The following is a 22,304-nucleotide window of genomic DNA, read 5'->3' as shown; positions in this document are numbered from 1 at the left end:
TTTGAAAACTTCGTAAGTCTGATTTTTTATTTTTTTGCGAACCAAACCTCGAGATTAGGCAGCTTTAAAGTTTGATGCGGTGATGCAGAATCATGCAGTTTTAAACTTACCGGATAAAGCCTGTTTGCATCAAACATTACAGGATCAAGATCTTTTATGTAGATATTTTGCGGAATGCTGTGGTTAATGGCAAAAGGAATATTCTTTTTAAAGTTATTGAACACCTTTATCAGTAACTGATTATTGCCGGGCATTAAATCCAAACCGATGATATGATCTACAGAACCGGCCTTGCCGGGGTTGTTATTAATAATCATTTGTTTGCCATTGAACATAACAATAATACCATCTCCGCTTGTAATTTTGACCTGTGCATAAATCAAACCTTTTTCTACTTTAATATTCTGCAGCACATAATAGGCATTATCCATACCCGCCGGCAAATCAATAAGCTGGCCGTTTTTGTAACTGTCCATGCGCTGCCATGGTTTATCCGCATCGTTAGTATATGGCTTGGTAATGTCAATTTTGCCGGCAACGCCATTTAAGCCGCCTAAACCTGCTGAATACGGCCCGGTGATATATAGAGGCCCCCATTTAATTTTAGCGGTATCAACCTTGTACTTCATCAGCCTGTCGTTATCGAGCTTAAGTGTGGCAGTTACATTGTTAACGGTAAAGTCTATTATACTTCCTTTTTCTTCATCGGTATATTGTATTGAGGGGTGATATTTTCCTGTAGCAGTAGGTTTAATTGTCCAGGCCTGCTTTACCGTGCTTTGATAGTTGCTGTTATAATCAATGCCCGATGAACTATAATAATTATAAGCATTATGCTCATCCAGCTCCATATGCCCGTAGCTGCTTCTGATAATATGAATGGGTTGTACTTTATAGCCTTCGGCGATGTCAACTGTTATAACCTTGATTTGTTTTTCATTATCGAAATTTGCCGGTAAAGTGATCACAGCAGCATCAGTTGTTTGTTTAAATTGAAGTGATTGGTGTTCGCCCAAAACCGATGCCTTGTTGATCATTCCTTCAAGGCCAGGTAAAGTGATTGAGCCATCAGCCGGTACCGAGGTAACAAAAAGATAAAGTTTATCCGGTTTACTGGTGATATTTCCCCAGTTAAATGCTGTAAAAAACGGATCGGCAGTGGTGCCATAAACAGCTTCGGCATTTTTGCGAAGCCAGGCACCTATTTTTAATAAAACGTCTTTTTCAAAGCCAACCACTGAGCCATCTCCTTTGGGGCCTATATTGAGCAGGTAATTCCCTCCCCTGCTGATCACGCGGATCAGGCTTTCCAGTTTTTCCTTATATTTTTCATCCTCGCTCCCGCGTTTCTGCCATGACCGGTAGCCCCAGGTTTCATCAAAAAATGAAGCCGGCGACTGCCACGGCACCCCAATTGAATAATCAGGATATTGATTATCGCCCATAACAGCAAAATCGCCCTGATCATTACCCAATCGGCTGCTTACCATACAATCGGGCTGCAGGCGGTGAACCAGTTGATAAAGTTCTTTACTTTGTTCAGGGCTTTGCGATCCCATATCAAACCAAAGCTCAGATATGGTTCCGTAATTTGATAACAGTTCGGTTACCTGTTTTTTGTTATACTCATGATGCTCTGGGGTTACATAGTCCGAATTATGGCTTGATATAGGTGATGCCTGCGGGTAATGCCAGTCTATCAATGAAAAGTACAAGCCAAATCTCAAGCCATGCCTTTTGCAGGCTTCGGCCATTTCTTTTACCACATCGCGCTTAAAAGGCGTAGCATCAACTACATTAAAATCGGTAGTAGCTGTTTTAAACATGCAAAACCCATCATGATGCTTTGAGGTAAGTACAATAGATCGCATCCCAGCTGCCTTAGCCAGCAAAGCAATACTATCAGCATTCCAGTTTGCCGGATTGAAGTTTTTAGCGAGGTTAGCGTACGTATCGCTGTAAATGCCTGCATGAGCCTGAATTTGCTCACTTAAACCCCGGGTAACAGGTTTACCATCCCAAACGCCTCCCAAAACCGAATAAATGCCCCCGAAATGGATAAACATGGAAAACTTTTGATCCTGCCATTGCTTTATTGAAGATTCGGGCGGCTGTGCAAATGCAAACCGGGTACAAATTAATAACAGCAGGAAACAAAGACTTTTCTTCATGGTAAAAATTTAGATAGTTCAAAGTGTAAAAAAGTTGTTAATAAACAAAACCCAAAGCCGCCAGGTGTAAACAAGATTACACACATCTTCACACATTTTCACCATTATTTTACACTTTTATCAATAAACACACAGCATAATTGTGAAGTACGTCTGAAAAATTGCTATTTTTTTAATAAAAATATTATTTGCATCTTTGTAACGACGCAGCCAAAACCCTAATTCATAATTAAAATCCTCTGGCCGGATGGCTGGAGTTTATTTAACCTTTAAAAAAAAGTAATGGCAGAACCTATACAAATTCAACCAAACATCCATTGTGAGCCTTGCAAAGAATGCGGTGCACGTCCGGTAATTGCACAAAACCGTAAGGGTTTTATGGTTACGTGCCCTACAAGTAAAAAGCATTATGCAACTGCTCCCGGCCTGGTAAATATTGATGAATGGAATAGGTTTAACAAAAAGTCGCCGTTGCTTACGAGCAATCCATATAATAGCAAAGCCTCATAAAAGCGATCTCTTAAAAAAGGTACGCTTTTTAGTTTTGGGTATTAATCAATAAAAGCCTGCTATGAGGATACAATGGGTTTAATTGTATTCATGTTATGCATATTGTAGATACTGAAAATGAACCTTCGGAAAAAAGGCATAGCCGCACATTTTGCCCAACATGCCAAACCAATACCGGCCAAAGGATCCGCAGGCCACGCATTTTAAAAATATTGACATTTTGGCTACCGCTAAAACGGTATTTTTGTTACAACTGTAATAAAAAGTACCTGGTAATTGAGCGGTAAGAAAATCATCACACAATACAATCTTAGCGTGCAAGCTAATCTTTTTATCTTCCAAATAACGGCACTGTTTGTTTGCTTCCTGATTTAAGGTAATCGGCATAGCTTTTTCTGATGTAGCTGATCATATCATAATCGCTCATCTTTTTTACCTTTTTAATATCGGGATGATATTGGTTCATGAAGTTTTGAAGCGAATCGCCTTTGAGACTGGTTATTGAACTTACCTTTTCAGGCGAAAAAAACCGGTCGACGTACTCATCTTCTTCGTCCTTAAGCAGGATTTTTTGCAGCTTTGACTGCGGGGCTTTGTTTTTACCCAGCATATCAATCACTGAAAGCAGGTTGATACTTAAAATAGTTGCGGTACTTTTATCTGCATTGATATGATTGCTGGGTTTACCAAAATCAAGATCAGCCGGGCGTGTTATAAATGCATCTTTTATGGTTGAACCACGATAGGCAAAAGCAGAGGCAAACTCCCTCCGGTTGCGCAATGAATCGGCTTTAGCGTTACGCCTGCCCCTGATTTTCACCTCACTCAAAACGGTTGCATCAGGTTCAATATAACACCTTAAAGTATCAAATTTTAAAAAACTGACTATGAGCCTGAATGGCTTGTAACCTATACTATTAATCCTCAAAGTATCGCCGGGTTTTACATTGGCCAGCACAAACTTTCCTTCGGCGTTGCTTATGTTTTTCGAAGTAGGTGTACTGATAAAAGCATTGGCTACCGGCAAATAAGTAGCCTTATCAATCACAATTCCTTTAATACGCTGGGCAAATGAGTTCATTGACAGAAGCATCAATATAACTGCAGAAGTTAGTTTCAATGTTTTCATGACGGGTTCAGTTAACAGGTAAAGTAGGTTAACTAAATATACGTATAAATTATAAACCCGTACGCTTTTAACAAACATTAACATTTGCTGCCGTCGCATGCCTCAACTCCGGCAAAAAAGCAACCTATTTCATCATAGCCTCAAAGATCTCGTCAAAACCTTTATTCTTAAATTTTTGAAAAGTGCCGTCAAACTTTTCACTGACCGGGTTAAGCAGTTGAAAGCAAAGTTGTTTATCCTCTTCGCTTAGTACATTGGTCATCATTCGCGCTACTTCAAGTACACGTACTTTGGCTTTCCCCAGTGTTTCCTCTCCAAGGATTGTTAACTTTAAACGCTTAATACGTTTATCATCAATATCGTCATATTCGGTTATCAGTCCGCGTTTTTTTAGCCTGTTAAGCATATTGGTACCGCTTGATAGTTCGATTATATTATTATAAATAGCTTCAGATTTTATTGGATTAACCTGGTTAAAAATAGTAACCAATATACCAAACTCCTCTATCTGATCGAGCCCGGTACCTTCAAGCGCTTTGTTTGAATAAACCATATGATATTTACCAATTCGCCTTATTAAAATCATGAGCCTGCCATTTATCCCGGGCCTTAGCTGCCAATCGGGCACAGCATTCTTTTCATCTATTGCTGTTGCAGTCACCTGATGCCGAAAAAAATCATCCAAGCTACATTCGGGATTTTGCATTTCATAATCACCCCAAAGCTTAACCAATTCAACTGTTTTATTCACGCGTTACTTCCTTTTGGTATCAAATTTATAAAAATCGCTACAAATATTTGCTATTTACTACCTTTTGGTATATTATTGCATTAATTTAGTACCATATGGCATAACAAATAATAAAAATTTAATTATCAATAAAATGAACGCATCAACTTTTTTACCAGCTTTATTAGTATTACACCTAACAGGGCTAACCATAATGGCGGGCACTACCATAATTGATTTTACCATTTTTAAAATTTTTTGGAAGTATTTCGACGAAGACTTAGCAAAATCAAAAGGCGTACTTGCCGGCACATCCAGATCATCAAGGTTGATTGGGATAGGTGCTGCCTTACTGGTTACAACAGGCATTGGTATGATGGCTCTAACCCATGGCGTATTTGGTGAGCAATTATGGTTTAGAATAAAAATAGGGATTGTTTTAATACTGATGCTGAACGGAATTCTTTTTGGCAGAAGACAGGGCGAAAAGCTACGAACCATCATCAACAAAAACGGAGCTTACTTGACAGAACAGATAAACCAAATTAAGACAAACCTTAATATCTTTTTTGCAATACAGCTGGCGCTGTTTTTCAGTATAGTTTTTTTAAGCGTTTTTAAATTTAATTAACTGCAAAAAAAATGAAAAATCAGCAAAATTTCCCTATCCATAAATTAGTGATTATAGGTGCAAACGGCGGTATTGGCCTACAATGTGTTGAACAAGCATTACAGGCAGGCCATCTGGTTACGGCAATACTGCGCAATCCGGCAAAACTGACAATCGAACACCCAAATCTTAAAAAAGTAAGCGGTGACGTTATGCACCCCGGTGCTTTTGAAGATCATTTTGAAAATCAGGATGCAATAATTTCAGCAATAGGTGTAGCCGGTGGCTTCGGCGCCGATAAACCAACAACTTTGTATTCGGAGGGCAATGCAAATGTTTTAAAAGTGATGAACCAAAAAGGTATAAAACGCCTGTTCCTTATATCGGCAAGTGCTATTGAGATAAGTCCGGTACTGCCGTTTTATGTCAGGCTAATTGAAAAATATATTGTTCAAAAACTACTAAAACACATGTATGCCGATTTGCATAGGATGGAGGCACTGATAAAACAAAGCAATAATATCGACTGGACAATCATCCGTCCTCCGCAACTTACAAACCAAACCGTTAGTGGCAAGTACCGAATAGCCATCGACACGTTTCTTAAAAATTGCCTGAAAATATCGAGAGCCGATGTTGCGCACTTTATCATTAATAACATTAGCAATCAGGCAACCTATAACACCATTGTTGAAATAGGCTATTAAATCATTAGAACCACGATTATGACTAAAATGGTTTTAAACAAAAGAAGCACTTATTAAATCATCCCCTAATCATTCATGAGGAAGTAATCAATAAGATTTAATGCAGGATACGCGCAGATCGGCACTTACAGAATATCTGAGCACGATTTTAAAAGTATATTGTTGAAAGTAATGGTAAAATAACAGCGGTTAGAAAGATGAAGAACCGGTTATCACAAAAGTTGGGCATCGATACATCTTAACCGTTGCCCAACCCTTGAATACAAAGCCATCATAAAAGTGCTCAGCAAATTATTTGATTGACTTCATATTTGTATTTCCGGCTATCCGCTATTTAGCAAAGAGACTTAAACTTTTTATCTATTTTCCGCTACTACTGTTATCGCCGCCGTCTTGTTTCAGGTCGTCATTGTTGATCGTCTTTTTTGGTTTGCTCGGCTTGTTTGTCAATCCACCAATCTTATAACTAAGCTTAATCTCAAAGCTGCGGATGTAATTGACGTTCATAGCAGTTTGGCTAATGTTCCCCGATGATACTACGGTAGGGATTTTATAACCCTTGCTCAAGAAATTGTCTCCCGCAATACCAATGGTACCTTTTTTATTTGCGAAATAACGGTTGAAGCTCAGGTTATAAACCCCGAACCCTCCCTGGTAACCCTGCAACTGGATTTGGTTAGACCGATGAAAAGCAAAGGCTTGTATGGCGTATTTATCCGAAAGATCATAGCTGCCAAACATCCGGTAATTATATACCCAACCGTGGTTGGAAGCATAATATGTTGGGTCTGGATTTTGGTTGTTTAAAGTCAGGTAATAAAGGTCAATACCAAAGTTGAGGTTCAACTTGTTTATTGGCGAAAGATTGGCCGACAAGCTCATGCCATAGGCGTTTTGCTTACCTAAATTTTGATAGGTAGTCCTTACTGTATCTCCGCTACCGGTACGGATAGTTTGTATGGCATCGTTGGTATTACGCATAAATGCCGATATATTGAAGTTATTGTTTTTAATATGCGTACTGTAGGCCAGTTCAAAATTGTTGGTAAACTCGGGCTGCAGGGCCGGATTGCCCACAGTAATACTCAACGGATTTGCAGCCTGAACATTGGGGTTCAAGTACTCCAGCGAAGGGCGTTGTATCCGGCGGTTATAACCCAATTTGAGCATATCCCCGTTATCAAATTTACGTGCCAGGTTTAAGCTGGGGACCAACACACCGTAGTTGGGTATGCTTACCGCCGATCCGGTTTCGAAATCGGCCGTAATACTGGTATACTCGTAACGCGCACCAGCCTTTAATGTATAATTTTTAAAAGGGCTTAACGTATACGACAAATACGTAGAAGCAACGTTTTGTTTGTAGTTAAATGAGTTGGACAAGCTTGCCGATGTTAGAGGCTGATAATTCAGCGAACCGTCAGAGGCACTATAATATGCATAATCGCTGCTAACAGTTCTGATGATATCTTTTGCACCAAATTCAAGCAGTTGATTTTTGAATGTCGGGGTTTGGTAGTCGGCCTCAAGCGTAAACTCTTTGTTTACGCTGTTATTCAGGTTTTTTAGGCCATTGGTAACAGAGCCGTCGGTTTGGTTCAAAAAAATATTCTCAAAATTATAGTTGCGGTTATTTTGACTGAAAGCGGTAAGGAAACTGAATTCGCGCTGCGGGGTATTGCCGGTGTGGGTATAAGTTAGCGTAGCATCAATTTGGTTTGAATTGTTTGTGATCTTGTTATTCTGCAAGGTTGAACCGGTTAATACATCATTGAGATAGCTTTGTGTAAAGAAATCATTCTGCTGTACAGGGCGATTATTAGCACCTAATACCAGGCCAAGGCTTAAAGAGTTATGATCATTGATGTCATAATCTACGCCAAAGTTATAACGCCCCATCAATCCGCTGTTTTTAGTACGTGCCGACTGTGTTGTAAGGCTCACATCATTAGATGTTAAGCTGGTTACTGTTTGGCTGTTGGTAAAATCACCGGGGGTATTATAACTGGCCCTGCCAAAGCCGCCTAACGAAAAGTTGAACTTGCCCACTTTATAACCACCATTCAGGCCCAAGCCCGAGCCACGCGTACCTGCTGTGGTATTTATATTTAGCGATAATCCTTCAAGATTATTTTGCTTCAATATGATGTTCAAAATACCACCCGAACCTTCGGCATCGTACTTAGCAGATGGTGAAGTAATAACCTCTACGCTTTTGATCAGATCGGAAGGGATTTGCTTTAGGGCGTCAGAAACACTGGCCGACATCATAGCCGAAGGTTTGCCGTTGATCAGCACTTTTATATTTGAACTTCCCCTTACGCTCACATTGCCGTCAAGATCAACCGACACCATAGGGACGCGTTTCATAACATCTGTTGCGTCGCCACCACGTGCGGTAAGGTCGTTTTCAGCATTGTATACCGTGCGGTCAATCTTTTCTTCAATCAAGGCTTTTTTAGCGGTGATCCTAACTTCACTTAAAGCTTTAGCGTTTGCACTCATCACAATAGCCCCTACTTTAAGCGTAGCACCTTCGGCCATTTGCAGGTTCGGCACTACTTTGTCGGCATAACCAATGAAAGTAATTTTGAGGCGATATGTGCCCGCTGCGAGCCTGCCGATGGTAAATAAACCGTTCCCGTCGGCCATTACACCAGATACAGGTTTACCTGTTGCCTGTTCCAAAACAGCTACAGAAGCATAGCCTACCGGCTGGCGGCTGGCCGAATCGACAAGCGTTCCGGTAATAATAGATTTGCCATCGCCCGCTTTTGCTGTGAGGGAAGCTATTAGTAAAAAATATAGAAGAAGTAACTTATTCATAATTGCGTTATTGCGACACAAAGAAAGGTAATGGCACTTAAGCCTTAAAACGCGATAGACGGACACGATAAACTAATCGACGTTCGCCTTAAAATGTCCGAAAAGATCATTACAGAAATTTATACTGGCTTTCGTCTGTAAATTCATGACGCTTGTCGATTTTTATTGCCGGTCGAACGATTTTAATGTTGAAATCGAGAACTTTAAGCCGCTATTATACTATAACTTAAAGCAGGATGTGAATGATACACTTTTATCACAAGGACGATGATGTTGCACAAAAGGCAACAACAATAAAAAGCCCCTTAGCTAATCTAAGAGGCTATTACTTCAGTAATCCAAATCTTATACGTAAATAAACCCCGCAGGCCTGCAAAGCAAGGCGCTGCGGGGCGGCAACCGCTACGTTACATCTCTTTATCCTCAAACATCCTTGCGTCGCGGGTATTTTTTTGTACAGCAATGGCCGAAAACATACTTAAGCAAAACGCCATGGCGTAAAAGCCTTTTTCACTTCTGGCCAAATCTGCATTCCACAGGCCAATTGTTAACAGGATCATCGCCGCGATTGTGGCAAACCAGCTTAGGCCATAGTAAAGATCCGTAACCACGAGTCCTTCGGCCCTGTCCCTCACACTTTTTTGTACCGAAATCACTGCAAATAAGCCAAATAATAAAATGGTGAAATAATAACCTTTTTCGTTCAACTCCATACCTGCATTCCATAGGCCAATGCAATAGCCCACCACTCCTGCTAATAAGGCAAACCAGGATGCGCCTATAAACGCGGCAGTTGGTTTAAACGGATTTCTAACCTTATCACTGTGTTTTACTAAGGATGAATTTTCTTCTGTTTTGTTTTGTAGCGGTTCCATATTTGTTTTGTTTTATTGATTAATATGAAAGCAAATGTCGGCCGGAAAGCAGACCTAAAAAAACCAGAATACGTAATTTACTGACGATATAATTTTGCAATTATTATATCTTTATATCCGTTAATAAACTTAAATGGATTCACTTTCAGAATTAACTAACCTGCTAAATAGCAATGACAAAAAGCTATTCAGGCAGTTTTTACAACGAAAAAACAAAAGACTGGACGTAAAAAACCTGCAGTTACTTGATTTGATAGAAACTGACGATATAGATGGAATAAACAAGCTTTATAAGCCTGAGAAAAACAATGATGCTTATCATGCTTTACGCAAAAGATTGCAGGACAATTTACTGCTGTTCTTATCTCAGAAAACCTTTGAAAGCAGCCACTCCGACACCTACGATGCATTGCGCCTGGTTGTAGTTGGGCGTTTTTTGTTAGAAAATGATGTACCTAAAATAGCCTTCAAATGCTTGGAAAAGGCCGAACGACTGGCCGGACATCTGGAGCAGTTCAATTTATTGAATGAACTCTTGCTATTGAAGCTGCAGTACGCCCATTTGCCGGGCGCTGAGGATTTCGAAGATTTGACCACACGCTTTATGCAGAACCAGTTGCAAATGCAACGCGAGGCTAAGCTCAACATAGCGTATGCCTTTTTGAGGCAGGAACTGCAGGAGATACACCTGAAAGGGAAGGTTGTTAATTTGACTTCACTGATGATAACCACGATCCGGAAATACAAAATTTCTGCGCAGGACCTCATGACTTATAAATCCATTTATCAAATTCTTTTCATTGCGAATGAATACGCTGCCATACAGCAGAATTACGGATTGATAGAGCGCTATATCAACCGAACAAATCAATTTATACAAAACCAGCCCTATAAAACACAATCTTATCTCTTTTACCATATATCCATCTTATATTATTTGGCAAACTTTCATCTACGGCAAAAGAACTTCGCAGGGAGTACCTCCTATCTCCGGGAAATGATGGATTTAATGGAAACGGATAGCAGGTATTATGCGCTGTTTTACCTGCGTCACCAGTTACTTTCTGCGCTTAACCTGTTTTTTACCGACTATGCGCACGACGCGATCTCGCTATTACAGAATTGTCTTTCCAATACAAAGCATACATCCAAACCTGAAGATATTGAGGATTTACGAATATGCCTGACCATGTTTTTAGCCCTCTGCAATGACCGGGGAAGTTTAAAACAGCTGACTTTACTAACGCGTACTGATGCCTGGTACGAGAAAAAAATGGGTATGCTATGGACTATTCGAAAGAATTTGATGGAAATTTTAGTCCATGCACAGTTCTCCAACATCGAGCTTGCCATGTCACGGCTAAACAGCTTCCGACGGCGATATAAGAAATATCTGCTTAAAACCTCGGAAGAACGTGTGTTATTATTTTTGAAGCTGGTTGAAAAATACATGTTAAAACCGGATGTGGCTTTTGAAACAACGTATAAAAAGGCAGTTTTAGATCTGCTGAACCGGGCAGAAAATAACGACATCTTCACTTTGAGCTTTATAGCCTGGTTGATAGCGCACTGGGAGAAAAAAACCGCTTACAGGGTAGTTTTAACACTTGTATAAGATAACAGCCATGAAAGATATGATACGCACTATAGCTTTGGAATGATATGCTTAATTTCCACAAATGCTGCCGGTCACTGATACCTGTTTATAAAATTTTAGTGGCATAAAAAAAGAAGCTTGCTTTACAGCGTGCTTCTTTAAGTATAGTAATTGAATTCACTTAAAAAATCATCCGGGATTTAAGGATAATTTCAGGTCTATTAAACCACGTTATTGTTCTATCAAGAAAACAGTACTCTGTCTTTTATTTTCTGCGGATCAGAGAAATCTTCATCAAACCAGGTAGCTCCGCCAGGAGCCGGAGGCGTTTTGAGATAAAGTTTTCCGCCCGGGACTTTAGCATGAGCATCACGCCACTCATAATGATCAAACATGGTGACTGCCTGGATCATATAGGCTACAGCTATACGACGATCATCGAAGCACCAGAGGTTTTCCCCATTGTCTTCATCTGCAGCGATTGAGAAGTTATAAGAGCCAGTGTACACACGCGCTGTAGGCAGGTCAAAATCAATCACAACAAATTTATGGTGCATATGAATACCCGAGCCGCCAGCTGATTCACTTTTAAAAGGTTCGGGCACATCAGACAGCAAAGCAGCCGGATAGGCCACCGGTTCATTGCCATCTGGTACTTTAAGATCAAGCCCGCCAACTTTTTTGTCAGATATTCCATATACAAAGCGGCCAGGTGTATTGGTAATGGTCTTTACACTCTGAAGTTATTGAATAAGAAATCGAATATTAAAAAAAGGAGAGCTAATGCCTTTTTTATTAAGGTGGGTACTATCTAAAAAAAGTTAAAATTTAATGGATAAGAATCGAACCATCCTAAATTCAAAAACAAACCTCTGCCATGCTGATGTAAGCCTTATAAAAACACTTTACGCCAAATTGAGCATTTTTATGTTTCACTAACTGAGCAGATCAACCTGACTCATAAAAGTACCCCACTAAATTTTATATAGGTGCAGGCTGATTTTTCCTTAAGCGAACAATTGTTCGGTTAATATAAGGCACCCAGGCCACAAATATCAATGTCAGAAGTATTAGGCCAATGATCATTGCGTAGTAATCCATTGCCGATCTGAGTTGGGCGTTTAGCATTAATTGTTTAGTGACCTGCCTACCAGCTGCGCCGGCCGCTTGCTTCTTATAAACACCATGCGCAACGAAATTTTTGGTTTGTTTAAGTATGTTTTGCCTAACGAGTGGATTAACTGCAGTAAATTGCTCTTTAAGCGCATTCAAATGCTTTCCCCGGTTAAGCAGATCAAAGTAGTTGATCAAGGCAATGCTGACATAAAAACCAAGGCATCTTACAAACAGGCATATCCCTGCCGATGTATCGACCATTTTTACCGGCACAGCAGCAACCATAAAAATAATGGTTGGAGCAATAAGCAGCCCTACACCAAAGCCATGCAAAAACAAGGGAATGAAATAAGCATGAGGTTCACCATGCAAACTAAAAAGGCTGTACATCCAGATGTGGAATGCTAATAAGACAGAAAAACCGTAAATCCATATTAGCCGGATAGGGCGATGCTGCACCAGCAGCGCCCATGAAATAAGTGCCCCCACAGCTATCCCCAAGATGTTTAAGAGATTCATGTAGGATACATGAGCAGGGTCAAATCCAAAAGCAGAAGAGAAAAACGCAGAAGAAAAATTTAAGGTAAAACGGCATAAATAAAGTGTAAAAAGAACCACCCCGCCCACCATGAAATTACGATATTTAAAAACACCAGGGTTAAAATAAGGGCGCTTCAGGTGAACCTGCCTGATGATAAAAGTCAATACAGAAAACGCCCCGGTTAAAGCAGCCACGCAAATACCACGGTCTTCCAGCCAATAACGTTCTTGCCCGTAAACCACCAGGTAGCCCAACGCACATAAGAAATAGCTAAAAAGCAAAAAACTCGGCCAATCAAGCAAATACAACGGAAACTTTATATTTAGCCGTACATTATTCATAGTAACGCCTAACAGGATCAAACCGGGTAAATAAGCAAATACGGCAAGTTTATAAATCACGTTAAAATCGAACGAATCAATCAAATCTGCAGTAACGAAGTTATTAAAGGGTATCATGCAAACAAGCATCCCAAAGTAAACCGTATAGCTCACAACCCTGCCCCTTTCAGTTCCGATACGATTAAAGATAATAGACATGCCCAGGTTACCTGTACTCGCAAGCCCCATTCCCTGGATAAAGCGAATCAGGAGCAGAACCACCAGATTTTGCGTATGATAACAAGCATAACTCGTTATTATTTGCAGTATGGTAAATACAAAAAAGTATTCTTTAGCAGCCAAATAACTGAAAAACCTTTTTTCTAAAATAAAAAAGGCGGTATACCCCGCGTAATATACCAGAACGGCATATTGCACATCGGCTGGTTCAATGCCGTAATAGCCGGCAGCAGCAGGTACATTTGATAACGGCAAAAACATTAGCGCCAGGCTGGGCAAAATCACCACAAACATGGTGATCCTGATGAGCCACATAGGTACCCATGCCTTAAATAATGGAATAACCTCTTTCAATATTATAGTTTTTTTAGCCGGACATTAACGTTCATACCCGCTACCAAACCGGCTGTTGTTGCCCTGCTATCTGTTAACTGAATACGAACCGGAATACGCTGCACGATCTTTACATAGTTTCCTGTCGCGTTGTCGGGAGGACTAATGGAGAAGCTTGATCCCGTAGCCGGGGACAAGGAAATGATGCGCCCGCTAAACGTTTGACCCGGATAGGCATCAGCCTCGATCTCCGCTTCTTCCCCTATTTTCAAATGAGCTACCTGCGTTTCTTTGTAATTTGCTATTACCCATTTGTTAGATTCCTGGTTAACGATATAGGCCAGTATTTGGCCGGGATCTATCATTTGCCCCTGTTCTATAGTGCGCCGTCCTATGCGGCAATTATAAGGTGCGGTGACTACGGTATAGCTAACATCCAGCTTGCTCCGCTCTAACGTGGCCTGGATCCGATTTATATCGGCACGGGCAACATCCTGTTGCGTTGTCACATCTCCAACTTTGGCAACAGAAGCCTGATAGTTATTTTGTGCAGCCTCGTAATCAGCCTGGGCTATATCAAGACTCGCTTTATTGTTTTCCAACTGCTGTTTAGTGGCAGCTTCAGCTTCATACATTTTCAATGTACGGGTATAATCCTGTTGCTGCTTAAGCAACCGGGCTTTTGCAGCTGCGATTGTCGCCTTGCCAGCCTCTGCAATCCGTTTAAGCGTATATACATTACTTTGCAAAACTTTGAGCTGGGCCTGTGCGTTTTGAAGCGAACCTGAAGTTTGTTTTTGCTGAATTTTTGATTCGCGACTGTCAATAACGATGAGGGTATCGCCCTTTTTGACTTCCTGATTTTCTTCAAAATTGATCTTTACAATAAATCCTCCGGCACGTGCTATAACCGGATTAATATATTCCTGAATCTGGGCATCATTGGTTTCTTCATAATGATAATAAGTCCAGAACGAGATTATCCCCCACACACAAAGTGCCACTGTTATTACACCTGCTATCGCTGAGGTTACACGAGTGACGGTTTGATCGGTTACTGTATATTTATTTTTTTTAGCAGTCATAGCGTGCCTAATGTGTTTTGGAGTTGATAATATTGAAGCTGGGCGGTAACCTCACTGCTCACTAAGTCAAAATTGGCTTGCAGCAACTGAACGTCGGCATCCAAAAGGTCGGTGATCAGCGAAGCCTGGTTGAAATAAGTGTTTTTTACAATCCGGTAATTTTCGGCAGCAACCGAAACATTATCGTGGGCTACAGTTACTTTGGTACGAGCTTCGGTTAAGCGTACGTACGCCTCGGTTATACGCTGCCGTACTTTGTCCTGAACATCTAATGAAAGCAGCTGCTGTTTCTGAACTTCCAGCATAGCTGCTTTTTGCTTATGCGCATTCAGATAATAGCCTGATAACGGGTATGATACTTTAATACCGGCAACGCCAAGCGAGTATACGTTTGCATAGTACGGGTAAAGAAAATTTTCAGGATAAGCATATTGAAAATTTCCGTATAAGCCTACTTTCAGGCCAACATTCGCCTTTACATTTTTCAAACGAATTTCGCTGAGTGACTTTTCTTTATCCGATATCCGATTATTATATACCTGGGGCAGCCCGTTTAAATATTCATCATAAGGCTTAAGGTCACTTTGGTCAGTTTGAAGCGAATCTATCGGGATAATGGTATCATTATCCGGTCGACCTATTAAGATATTGAGTTTTTGGGTACCGATCAGGATGTCGTTCTGGATTTGAATTAATGACACCCGCTGGTTGGATAGCTTTAACCGTGCACGAAGCAAGTCACTTTTAAGGATAGCACCCTGCTGCAGGAATACACTGATTTTTGCAAGTTGCCTTTCCTGATCTGCAATGTTTTTTTCAACGAGTGCTTTAAATAAATAACTCTTTTTGAGGTCAAGGTAGTAAGCTGCTGCCAGTAACCGGATATCGGCAACTGTTGCCTGCTGGCGAATTACTTCCAATTCCTTTAGCGTTTTCTGTTCTTCTATTTTCAGATTTGTTTTATTGCCATTATATATATTCAAAGTACCATCAACACCTAAGCGGTAACGTGTATGAACAATGTTGTGCAACTTTGGCGCATTGAGCACTCCATTGGTATAAATTGGCAAATCAGATGCTTCTTCAAAACCACCGGTCGCATTTAACTCAGGTAACCGCTCTGCTTTGGCATCCAAAATATTTTCCTGTAACTGATTAACCTGTATGCTTTTGACTTGATTGGTTCTGTTTTGAATGTCGGCCAGATGCCATACTGCCGTAAGCGACAAACGATGCCCTGTATCTGACAACATTTGTAACTCTTGGCTGTATGTTTTAGCCGGCACTAAATGCAATAAGACAATAAGTATGAATAGCTTACCCTCGATCATTTTTTTCACGGTGCGAAATTATCTGCCGCCGTCAAATGAAGTTTTCCTAAATAAGCCATATATTTGATGATTCGGGCCACGCGCTCAAAATCATTTTATTCGGATGGGTTTAATAGCTTCGTTACCTGATATCGATAAAGCGCCAACATCAGTTTACGTACTGCATGAAAAGCTGGAAAGATTAATACCGGTGCATCAGCATAAAAAAGGGCAACTATCGTATGTAGAGGGCGGGATAGCTTACGTACATATCAAAAATAAAACCCTGGTAATACCAGCCCGGCATTATTTCTGGATACCACATGGTTTGGAGCATATTCTTAAAGTAAGCCATTCGGCTACTGTGTTAAGGTCAATCTTTTTTTATGTTTATGACGATGGGCGCGATCCCTTTTATAGCAAGGTAGGTATATATCCTATCAGCGACCTGCTATTACAAATGATTAAATACACCGATACCTGGGAAGGGCCGGTACACCCCGAGGATAGTCGCTACCAGTTTTTGACTACTATAAAAAATATTCTTCCTGAAATGAGCACCCATGTGTTACCAATTGCGCTACCCTCCACCGAAAATGAGCGTATGCGCACCATTATGGATTACATGGAAGAAAATATTGCCGATCCGCATACTATTCAAAGCGTTGGCGATCGCTTTGGCTTAAGCAGGCGTTCACTGTCCCGGCAGTTCCAATCTATCCTGGGTATATCTTTTTTACAATACCTAAAGTTATTACGAATGGTGAAAGCTTTTGAAATGATCCTGCAAACAGATATGACCATGAGTGAAGTTGCCTTTGCAACAGGATATCAAAGTCTTTCGTCGTTCAGCAATACTTTTTACCAGTTTACTAAATCGCGCCCTTCAGCGTTTATTAAACATTGATGCTCAAAACCTTAAGGTAAAATAACTGCGCGGTGTGCCGTTGTTTTATTTGGTGAACGAATCAGCGATCCATTCAATTATCAATTAACAAGTAGCAAAACAGCGTTCAAAATATCAGTAGCCCATTTTAGTCAATAAAAAAACCTCTTAGATAAACTAAGAGGCTATAACAAGATGTGATCCCATTGGGATTCGAACCAAAGACCTACAGATTAGAAAGCCCATGGATCTGCAGGGGCTTTCTTGTAATTGAGTAATCGCAAATTTTAATAGCGCCTAACATAGATTGCCAGGTTTCATTAGCCGCTATTTTATACGCCTTTATAAACAAGATTGGTGAACATTTTACCTGATATAACAAAACCACCATATTTTGCATCGTACTTTTCGGTTGGCTTGGCTGCGATAATTTCGTCTAAAGATTTTCCAGCTTGTTTTAGCGATGCTACTTTTTCGCGCACTGTTACAAGCATTTCATGAAACTCCATAAGATCAGCTTTGTTACCAAGTGGGCCATGACCTGGTATCACAATGGTGTCTTTACCTGCTCTGGCTATATTTTGCTTTGAAGCGGCAATCATACCATCAATACTTCCACCGGTTGAATAATCAACAAAAGGAAAATAACCATTCCAAAAGGTATCGGCTACATGCAAAATATCGGCATTAGCAAAATGAACCGATGAGTCGCCGTCTGTATGAGATGGTTTATATGTGCTGATATGGATGGCTTCACCATTGAAATTCATTTTATGTTCTTTCGAATAAACCATGGTTGGCAAGGCCGCTTTTGGCATAGGAGGGAATGTGTAATTCCAATCATCAACCCTTACTGTGCTTTCGAGGTGTTTTTTCGTGACATCCTGCGCTACGATGGTGGCGCCTTCGCCATGGAGCCATTCGTTGCCAAAAGTGTGATCAAAGTGCCAATGTGTGTTGATCAAAAATTTGACAGGGTTGGCGCTGATTGAATTCAAAGCTTCTAAAACATTGGCTTTAGAAACCCCGATGCCGCCGTCAACCATTAGTTTACCTTCTGGGCCGTTCAACACGGCAATGTTACCACCCGAGCCCTCCAGCATGCTTATGTTTTTACGTAATGGCGTTACGGTTACCTTAGCAGTTTTAGCAGCATTGATGATAGTTACAACAGGGCTTGTGGCCTCCTGAAAGGCAAAGAGGTTTTTAGGTGCAAGCCACAGGCCTGTGGCGAGAAAGCCGGCTGTCCCTAAGAATCTGCGGCGACTGATTGTGTTTGATTGTTGTGCATTCATGATATGGATTTTAATTAGTGTCATTAAGCAACAAAAACTTTCTATCAAACCTTTTAAAGGCTTGATAGAAAGCTATATACATCCGCTCCAATCTCTTTCACATTAGTTTCCAGTGCAAAGTGCCCTGTATTATAAAATTTCACGGTTGTATTGGGATCATCCTTTTTGTAACCTTCTGCTCCCGCCGGAGAAAAGTATGGATCATTAGAGCCCCAAACTGCCAGGATTTTTGGTTTATATTTCCGGAAATATTCCTGAAATGTAGGGTAGAGCTTAATATTGGTGCGATAATCGCGCAACAGATCAAGCTGCATTTCGACGTTGCCCGGCCTGTCCATTAGGTGCTGATCCAGCAAAATGCTTTCCGGGGCTATCAGCGTTTTATCAATAACACCCTGGTGGTATTGGAAATTAGTTGCATCTACAGAAAAGAATTTTCGCACCGCGTCACGGTTCTTCTTTGAGCCATCGGCCCAAAAGGCTTGTACCAAACCGCCGGCCCAATCCAGTAGTCCTTCTTTATAGGCGTTGCCATTTTGTGTGATGATCCCGGTGATCTTTTCGGGATTGCTAACGGCGAGCCGTAAACCTACAGGTGCACCATAATCAAAAATGTAAATGGCGAAATGTTTAAGTTCCATCTGATCGATGAAACCCTGCATAGTATGGGCCAGGTTATCAAATGTATACTGGTATTTTTCGCGGGGAGGAAAATCAGAAAAACCAAAACCTGGTAAATCAGGTGCTATCACATGAAACTTATCACTTAGCATGGGTATAAGGTTCCTGAACATAAACGATGATGTTGGGAAACCATGCATTAGTAATACCACAGGGCCATCTTTAGGACCGGCTTCACGGTAAAAAATGTTTATGCCATTTACGTTAACTGTTCTGTAATGCACTGCTTGCTCCGAAACTATTGAAATAGGTGCAGGTACGGGTTCTTGTGCCCCAACTTTTTGAATTATTACGGTTAACAGAACCACAATGATTGATAATGTACGTTTCATATTGTTTAGTTTAAATAGTCAGCTTTTGATAACTTGCCCTCAATTAAGATTGGCAATTACTCACCAAAATATCGTATGCCCTTTTTAGGATGTCGTCCATATTTGCTTTGCTCGTGTAGCTAAAGACAAACTGAGGCGTTCACCGGTTGTGATAGCACCAACTGTAAAATCCCCCGGATAGCCGGATAAAGCAAGCGGTCCATGAATCGCGTTTAGTTTCATTGCCCCAAATTCAGTAGTGAATGGCCAGCGACCGAGATTTGAGATCATCAGCTCTCGCGGAATAACAGTGTTTTGCAAACCATCAGAAATTTCCTGCGGTGTGGCCCCGCTAAACAGCCATTGGTGCGATGATATTTATTGATCCCGGCTATTTTTTGCGCAGCGTTGTTAAACAAAGCTTACTCCGTATCTGCCGCATATTTCTGTTACCTTTTCAAAATCAGGCGGGCCTTCGGGCAGTTTATCCAGTTCTATAAACATATCCTCGGCACCAGCCGGTACAACGGTAAGCCTTACTATAGCGGTTTGGTCACCTATTACTCGTAAAGAGTGAGGAATATGGCGCGGCAAAAAGATCATATCGCCAGCTTTTAAAGTATATTCATCTTCACCAACTTGAAAATGTACTTCGCCTTCAAGCAAATGAAAATGCTCGTCGTCATTGTTGTGTACGTGTTTAGGCACACCAACCCCTGGCGGCAGGTTTTGAATTATTACTGCAAACTGTCCACCAGTATCTTTCCCGGTTAATTTTAGTACCTGGTTGTCTCCGAGTACATTCATTCGTTGCCCTTCGGCCGTCTTCACAATTTTCTCTTTCATTTTGTTTATTATATGTTATTTAAGATAGGTTTGCTTTTGTCCTGTCGCAGCTGCAACCTCAATAGCGTTTATCATGCGATGTCGTATTACAGCATCTTCAAAAGTGGCGCTCAGGTATGTGTCTTCAGAAAGGTCGCTGGCAAGGCGCGCATAATTTTCGGCTATATTATAAGCCGGGCCCTGTTTGGGTTCCATATTTACCTTGAAATATTTATCTGGTACAGGTATTACCGCTAAAGCCTCATCCTGGCCTCCTTTAATAGTTAATTCAAACACCCCCGGGTGACCGCCATCGGCTGTGATCACCAAATCACCTTTGGTGCCATTTATCTCCCAGAAAAAGTTAGTGCCTTTAAACATACCGCCACGGAAATGAGCTGTAGCCACAGCACCACTTTCCAGTATGCCCGTAACCGCTATCTGGTCAAAAACAGTCATCGGGATCTCTTCGCCCGTTTCAACAACAGTTGTTGTTTTGCGACGGGTAGTGGCTGTAGCATTCAGCTCCTGAAATTCGCCAAGGCAATAGCAAAGCGCATCGATACTGTTGCCAAATGTGGAATAGATCATTCCCGCGCCGTTCTTAGCATCCATAGCGTAAGCGGTGGACTGATCAATAAAGGCACCATAATAGATACCTGAACCTACAAGCGTAGTGGATAATACTTCGCCAACGTAACCGTCTTTTATTAGGTCTTTGATGAAATTAATAGCCGGTACCGCGCGAGATTGTAAGCCGACAACGCCATATATTCCTTTCTCCTTTGCTTTTTGGGCAAGCTCTTCGGCTTCGATAAGCCCGTTGCCGAGCGGCCATTCGCAATAAATGTTTTTGCCGGCGTTAATGGCAGCTTCTACCACAGTTTTATGCTGTGGTACTTTTACAGTTACCACAACCACGTCAACATCGTCGCTGTTTACTAATTCATCCGTGCTATGATAGGTATGAAGTACATCATACGCTTTACCTGCTGCGATGGCCTGATCGGAGTGGCGGTTGCTGATAGCGGTTAATTTAAATTGGGGCAACGACTTAATAGCAGGAATGTGGGCAACCGTTGCCCAGCCTCTGTCTGCACTTACTCCAATGATCCCTACTTTAATCTGATCGTTCATAAATTATACTTTGTTTATTTATTATGTTTGTTATAGGCTATTTTACAATCCCAGCCTCTTTTAAAAAAGCGAGATTATCTTCCAGGTGCCAATCCTCATATACTTTACCGTTTTTAACATGCAAAATATCGATGGCAATAAAGCGGATAGGTTTTCCTGACGCCGCATGATCACCTATTGGCCCGGTATTATGACCGGTATAAATCTGGCGGCAGGTTATTTTGTCTTTTGAAATGATAATGTCCTCTACACTGCAACGTAGATCGGGTACTGCCTTTCGGAAATTTGCCGATGCGAAAAGGATCCCTTTAAACCCTTGCGGGCGTCCTTCAGGTAAAGTATTATCGTAAAAATCCATAGATACGGCTTCATGCAGATACTTTTCATTGCCGGTGTTCCAAAAAGCATAGAACATTAATCCGGCATGCATCATTTGGTCATTTTGTGACTTTGAAAGGCTTGCATCGAGTGTTGTGGATTTGGGAACCGGGATGTCCTTATTATTTTTTTGTGCCGATACTGTGCCTGCCATAACAATGATTAGCAGACCTAACAGAAATAAGTGCTTTTTCATGGTGAACTGTTTTATGAATTAATGATGTTGATTTAATTTCAGCTGTTTCAAATATGATTCTGTTATAGTTTAAGCCCGTTTCTGCCAGCCTCTCCGAGCAGTGGCATTACTGTTGTAGTATCCTTATCACAACCGGATCCATGTCAATTAACTCAGTTACCTCATGGCTTAATGAAAACCTTGATTGCAGGTAAACAGCATCATTAAAATAAACCCATGTTTTAAGTTCATCGTCCTGCCAGGCTATGATCTTTAGGGGTAAATCGAGCGCTGCAACAGGGTTTTCCTGCATTACTTCGCCGCCACGTTTTGGGTTACCGAACAGAATAAACTCCAATGGGTTTAGTATGATACCAGCTTTGTTTGCCTCACTTTGCTGGTTTATGCGTAAATAAATAGTAGCCCCATTTTTGGATAAAGCCTCCATTATCTTATCAATTGTTTCTTTCACTGGTAAAGGGCTCCGGCGAATGATCACTCCGTTATTGTTCATAA

General features: G+C 41.0%; 20 protein-coding genes. 5 read left to right on the top strand and 15 right to left on the bottom strand.

All coding sequences use genetic code 11. The features are described from left to right. Nucleotides 1–26: 26 nt before the first annotated feature. Nucleotides 27–2,171 (bottom strand): alpha-L-fucosidase, encoded by a 2,145-nt coding sequence (locus tag BMX50_RS19675; protein ID WP_091212314.1) that lies wholly within the window; start codon nucleotides 2,169–2,171, stop codon nucleotides 27–29. A 282-nt stretch (nucleotides 2,172–2,453) separates the two neighbouring features. Here BMX50_RS19675 and BMX50_RS19670 point away from each other — a divergent pair, with 282 nt between their 5' ends. Beyond that, the gene (locus tag BMX50_RS19670) at nucleotides 2,454–2,681 is read left to right on the top strand and encodes a hypothetical protein (RefSeq protein WP_091212311.1); all 228 of its coding nucleotides are present in this window, start codon (nucleotides 2,454–2,456) and stop codon (nucleotides 2,679–2,681) included. A gap of 331 nt (nucleotides 2,682–3,012) precedes the next feature. On the opposite strand, the gene BMX50_RS19665 is transcribed toward BMX50_RS19670, so the two are convergent. Continuing rightward, entirely contained in the window at nucleotides 3,013–3,810 is a 798-nt protein-coding gene (locus tag BMX50_RS19665; protein WP_167668024.1) for a carboxypeptidase-like regulatory domain-containing protein, read from the bottom strand. 124 nt (nucleotides 3,811–3,934) lie between these two features. After that, nucleotides 3,935–4,561: a MarR family winged helix-turn-helix transcriptional regulator gene (locus tag BMX50_RS19660; protein WP_091212305.1), complete on the bottom strand. Its 627-nt coding sequence runs from the start codon at nucleotides 4,559–4,561 to the stop codon at nucleotides 3,935–3,937. 133 nt (nucleotides 4,562–4,694) lie between these two features. On the opposite strand from BMX50_RS19660, the gene BMX50_RS19655 reads away from it, so the two are divergent. Next, the gene (locus tag BMX50_RS19655; protein WP_143065227.1) at nucleotides 4,695–5,171 is read left to right on the top strand and encodes a DUF2214 family protein; all 477 of its coding nucleotides are present in this window, start codon (nucleotides 4,695–4,697) and stop codon (nucleotides 5,169–5,171) included. Between the two features lie 11 nt (nucleotides 5,172–5,182). Further along, on the top strand, nucleotides 5,183–5,857 hold the full coding sequence (locus BMX50_RS19650) for an NAD(P)-dependent oxidoreductase (RefSeq protein WP_091212298.1): 675 nt from the start codon (nucleotides 5,183–5,185) through the stop codon (nucleotides 5,855–5,857). Between the two features lie 360 nt (nucleotides 5,858–6,217). On the opposite strand, the gene BMX50_RS19645 is transcribed toward BMX50_RS19650, so the two are convergent. Both BMX50_RS19645 and yiaA read right to left on the bottom strand, forming a co-directional pair. After that, nucleotides 6,218–8,683, bottom strand: a complete 2,466-nt coding sequence (locus BMX50_RS19645; protein ID WP_091212294.1) for a TonB-dependent receptor domain-containing protein — start codon at nucleotides 8,681–8,683, stop codon at nucleotides 6,218–6,220. Nucleotides 8,684–9,090: 407 nt separating this feature from the next. Continuing rightward, nucleotides 9,091–9,558, bottom strand: coding sequence for an inner membrane protein YiaA (gene yiaA, locus BMX50_RS19640; RefSeq protein ID WP_091212290.1), 468 nt, complete (start codon nucleotides 9,556–9,558; stop codon nucleotides 9,091–9,093). A 133-nt stretch (nucleotides 9,559–9,691) separates the two neighbouring features. Between yiaA and BMX50_RS19635 the strand changes: the two genes are divergently transcribed. Further along, nucleotides 9,692–11,173, top strand: coding sequence for a hypothetical protein (locus tag BMX50_RS19635; RefSeq protein ID WP_091212287.1), 1,482 nt, complete (start codon nucleotides 9,692–9,694; stop codon nucleotides 11,171–11,173). A gap of 224 nt (nucleotides 11,174–11,397) precedes the next feature. On the opposite strand, the gene BMX50_RS19630 is transcribed toward BMX50_RS19635, so the two are convergent. The 4 genes from BMX50_RS19630 to BMX50_RS19615 form a co-directional block, all read right to left on the bottom strand. Next, complete coding sequence (locus BMX50_RS19630; RefSeq protein WP_091212283.1) at nucleotides 11,398–11,790, bottom strand: phospholipase D-like domain-containing protein; 393 nt, start codon at nucleotides 11,788–11,790, stop codon at nucleotides 11,398–11,400. 346 nt (nucleotides 11,791–12,136) lie between these two features. Next, nucleotides 12,137–13,726, bottom strand: a complete 1,590-nt coding sequence (locus tag BMX50_RS19625; RefSeq protein WP_143065226.1) for an MFS transporter — start codon at nucleotides 13,724–13,726, stop codon at nucleotides 12,137–12,139. Nucleotides 13,727–13,728: 2 nt separating this feature from the next. After that, nucleotides 13,729–14,790 (bottom strand): HlyD family secretion protein, encoded by a 1,062-nt coding sequence (locus tag BMX50_RS19620; RefSeq protein ID WP_091212275.1) that lies wholly within the window; start codon nucleotides 14,788–14,790, stop codon nucleotides 13,729–13,731. Continuing rightward, nucleotides 14,787–16,043 (bottom strand): TolC family protein, encoded by a 1,257-nt coding sequence (locus BMX50_RS19615; protein WP_167668022.1) that lies wholly within the window; start codon nucleotides 16,041–16,043, stop codon nucleotides 14,787–14,789. Before BMX50_RS19615 ends, BMX50_RS19620 begins: the two co-directional genes overlap by 4 nt. 181 nt (nucleotides 16,044–16,224) lie before the next feature. Between BMX50_RS19615 and BMX50_RS19610 the strand changes: the two genes are divergently transcribed. Further along, nucleotides 16,225–17,007, top strand: a complete 783-nt coding sequence (locus tag BMX50_RS19610; protein WP_091212268.1) for an AraC family transcriptional regulator — start codon at nucleotides 16,225–16,227, stop codon at nucleotides 17,005–17,007. A 311-nt stretch (nucleotides 17,008–17,318) separates the two neighbouring features. Here the strand turns inward: BMX50_RS19610 and BMX50_RS19605 are convergent, their stop codons facing one another. The 6 genes from BMX50_RS19605 to BMX50_RS19580 all read right to left on the bottom strand — a co-directional run bounded on the left by BMX50_RS19605 (nucleotide 17,319) and on the right by BMX50_RS19580 (nucleotide 22,302). Further along, nucleotides 17,319–18,281, bottom strand: a complete 963-nt coding sequence (locus tag BMX50_RS19605; protein WP_091212263.1) for an MBL fold metallo-hydrolase — start codon at nucleotides 18,279–18,281, stop codon at nucleotides 17,319–17,321. Between the two features lie 53 nt (nucleotides 18,282–18,334). Then, complete coding sequence (locus BMX50_RS19600; protein ID WP_091212260.1) at nucleotides 18,335–19,294, bottom strand: alpha/beta fold hydrolase; 960 nt, start codon at nucleotides 19,292–19,294, stop codon at nucleotides 18,335–18,337. A 390-nt stretch (nucleotides 19,295–19,684) separates the two neighbouring features. Next, complete coding sequence (locus BMX50_RS19595) at nucleotides 19,685–20,119, bottom strand: cupin domain-containing protein (RefSeq protein ID WP_091212256.1); 435 nt, start codon at nucleotides 20,117–20,119, stop codon at nucleotides 19,685–19,687. Between the two features lie 15 nt (nucleotides 20,120–20,134). Further along, nucleotides 20,135–21,235 (bottom strand): Gfo/Idh/MocA family protein, encoded by a 1,101-nt coding sequence (locus BMX50_RS19590; RefSeq protein WP_091212253.1) that lies wholly within the window; start codon nucleotides 21,233–21,235, stop codon nucleotides 20,135–20,137. A 37-nt stretch (nucleotides 21,236–21,272) separates the two neighbouring features. Beyond that, the gene (locus BMX50_RS19585; RefSeq protein WP_091212249.1) at nucleotides 21,273–21,809 is read right to left on the bottom strand and encodes an ester cyclase; all 537 of its coding nucleotides are present in this window, start codon (nucleotides 21,807–21,809) and stop codon (nucleotides 21,273–21,275) included. A 106-nt stretch (nucleotides 21,810–21,915) separates the two neighbouring features. After that, nucleotides 21,916–22,302, bottom strand: a complete 387-nt coding sequence (locus tag BMX50_RS19580; RefSeq protein WP_091212246.1) for a DUF302 domain-containing protein — start codon at nucleotides 22,300–22,302, stop codon at nucleotides 21,916–21,918. Nucleotides 22,303–22,304: the final 2 nt, after the last annotated feature.

This window comes from Mucilaginibacter gossypiicola (genome assembly GCF_900110105.1).
GTDB lineage: Bacteria > Bacteroidota > Bacteroidia > Sphingobacteriales > Sphingobacteriaceae > Mucilaginibacter > Mucilaginibacter gossypiicola.
This window is presented reverse-complemented; position numbering and strand designations above follow the sequence as displayed.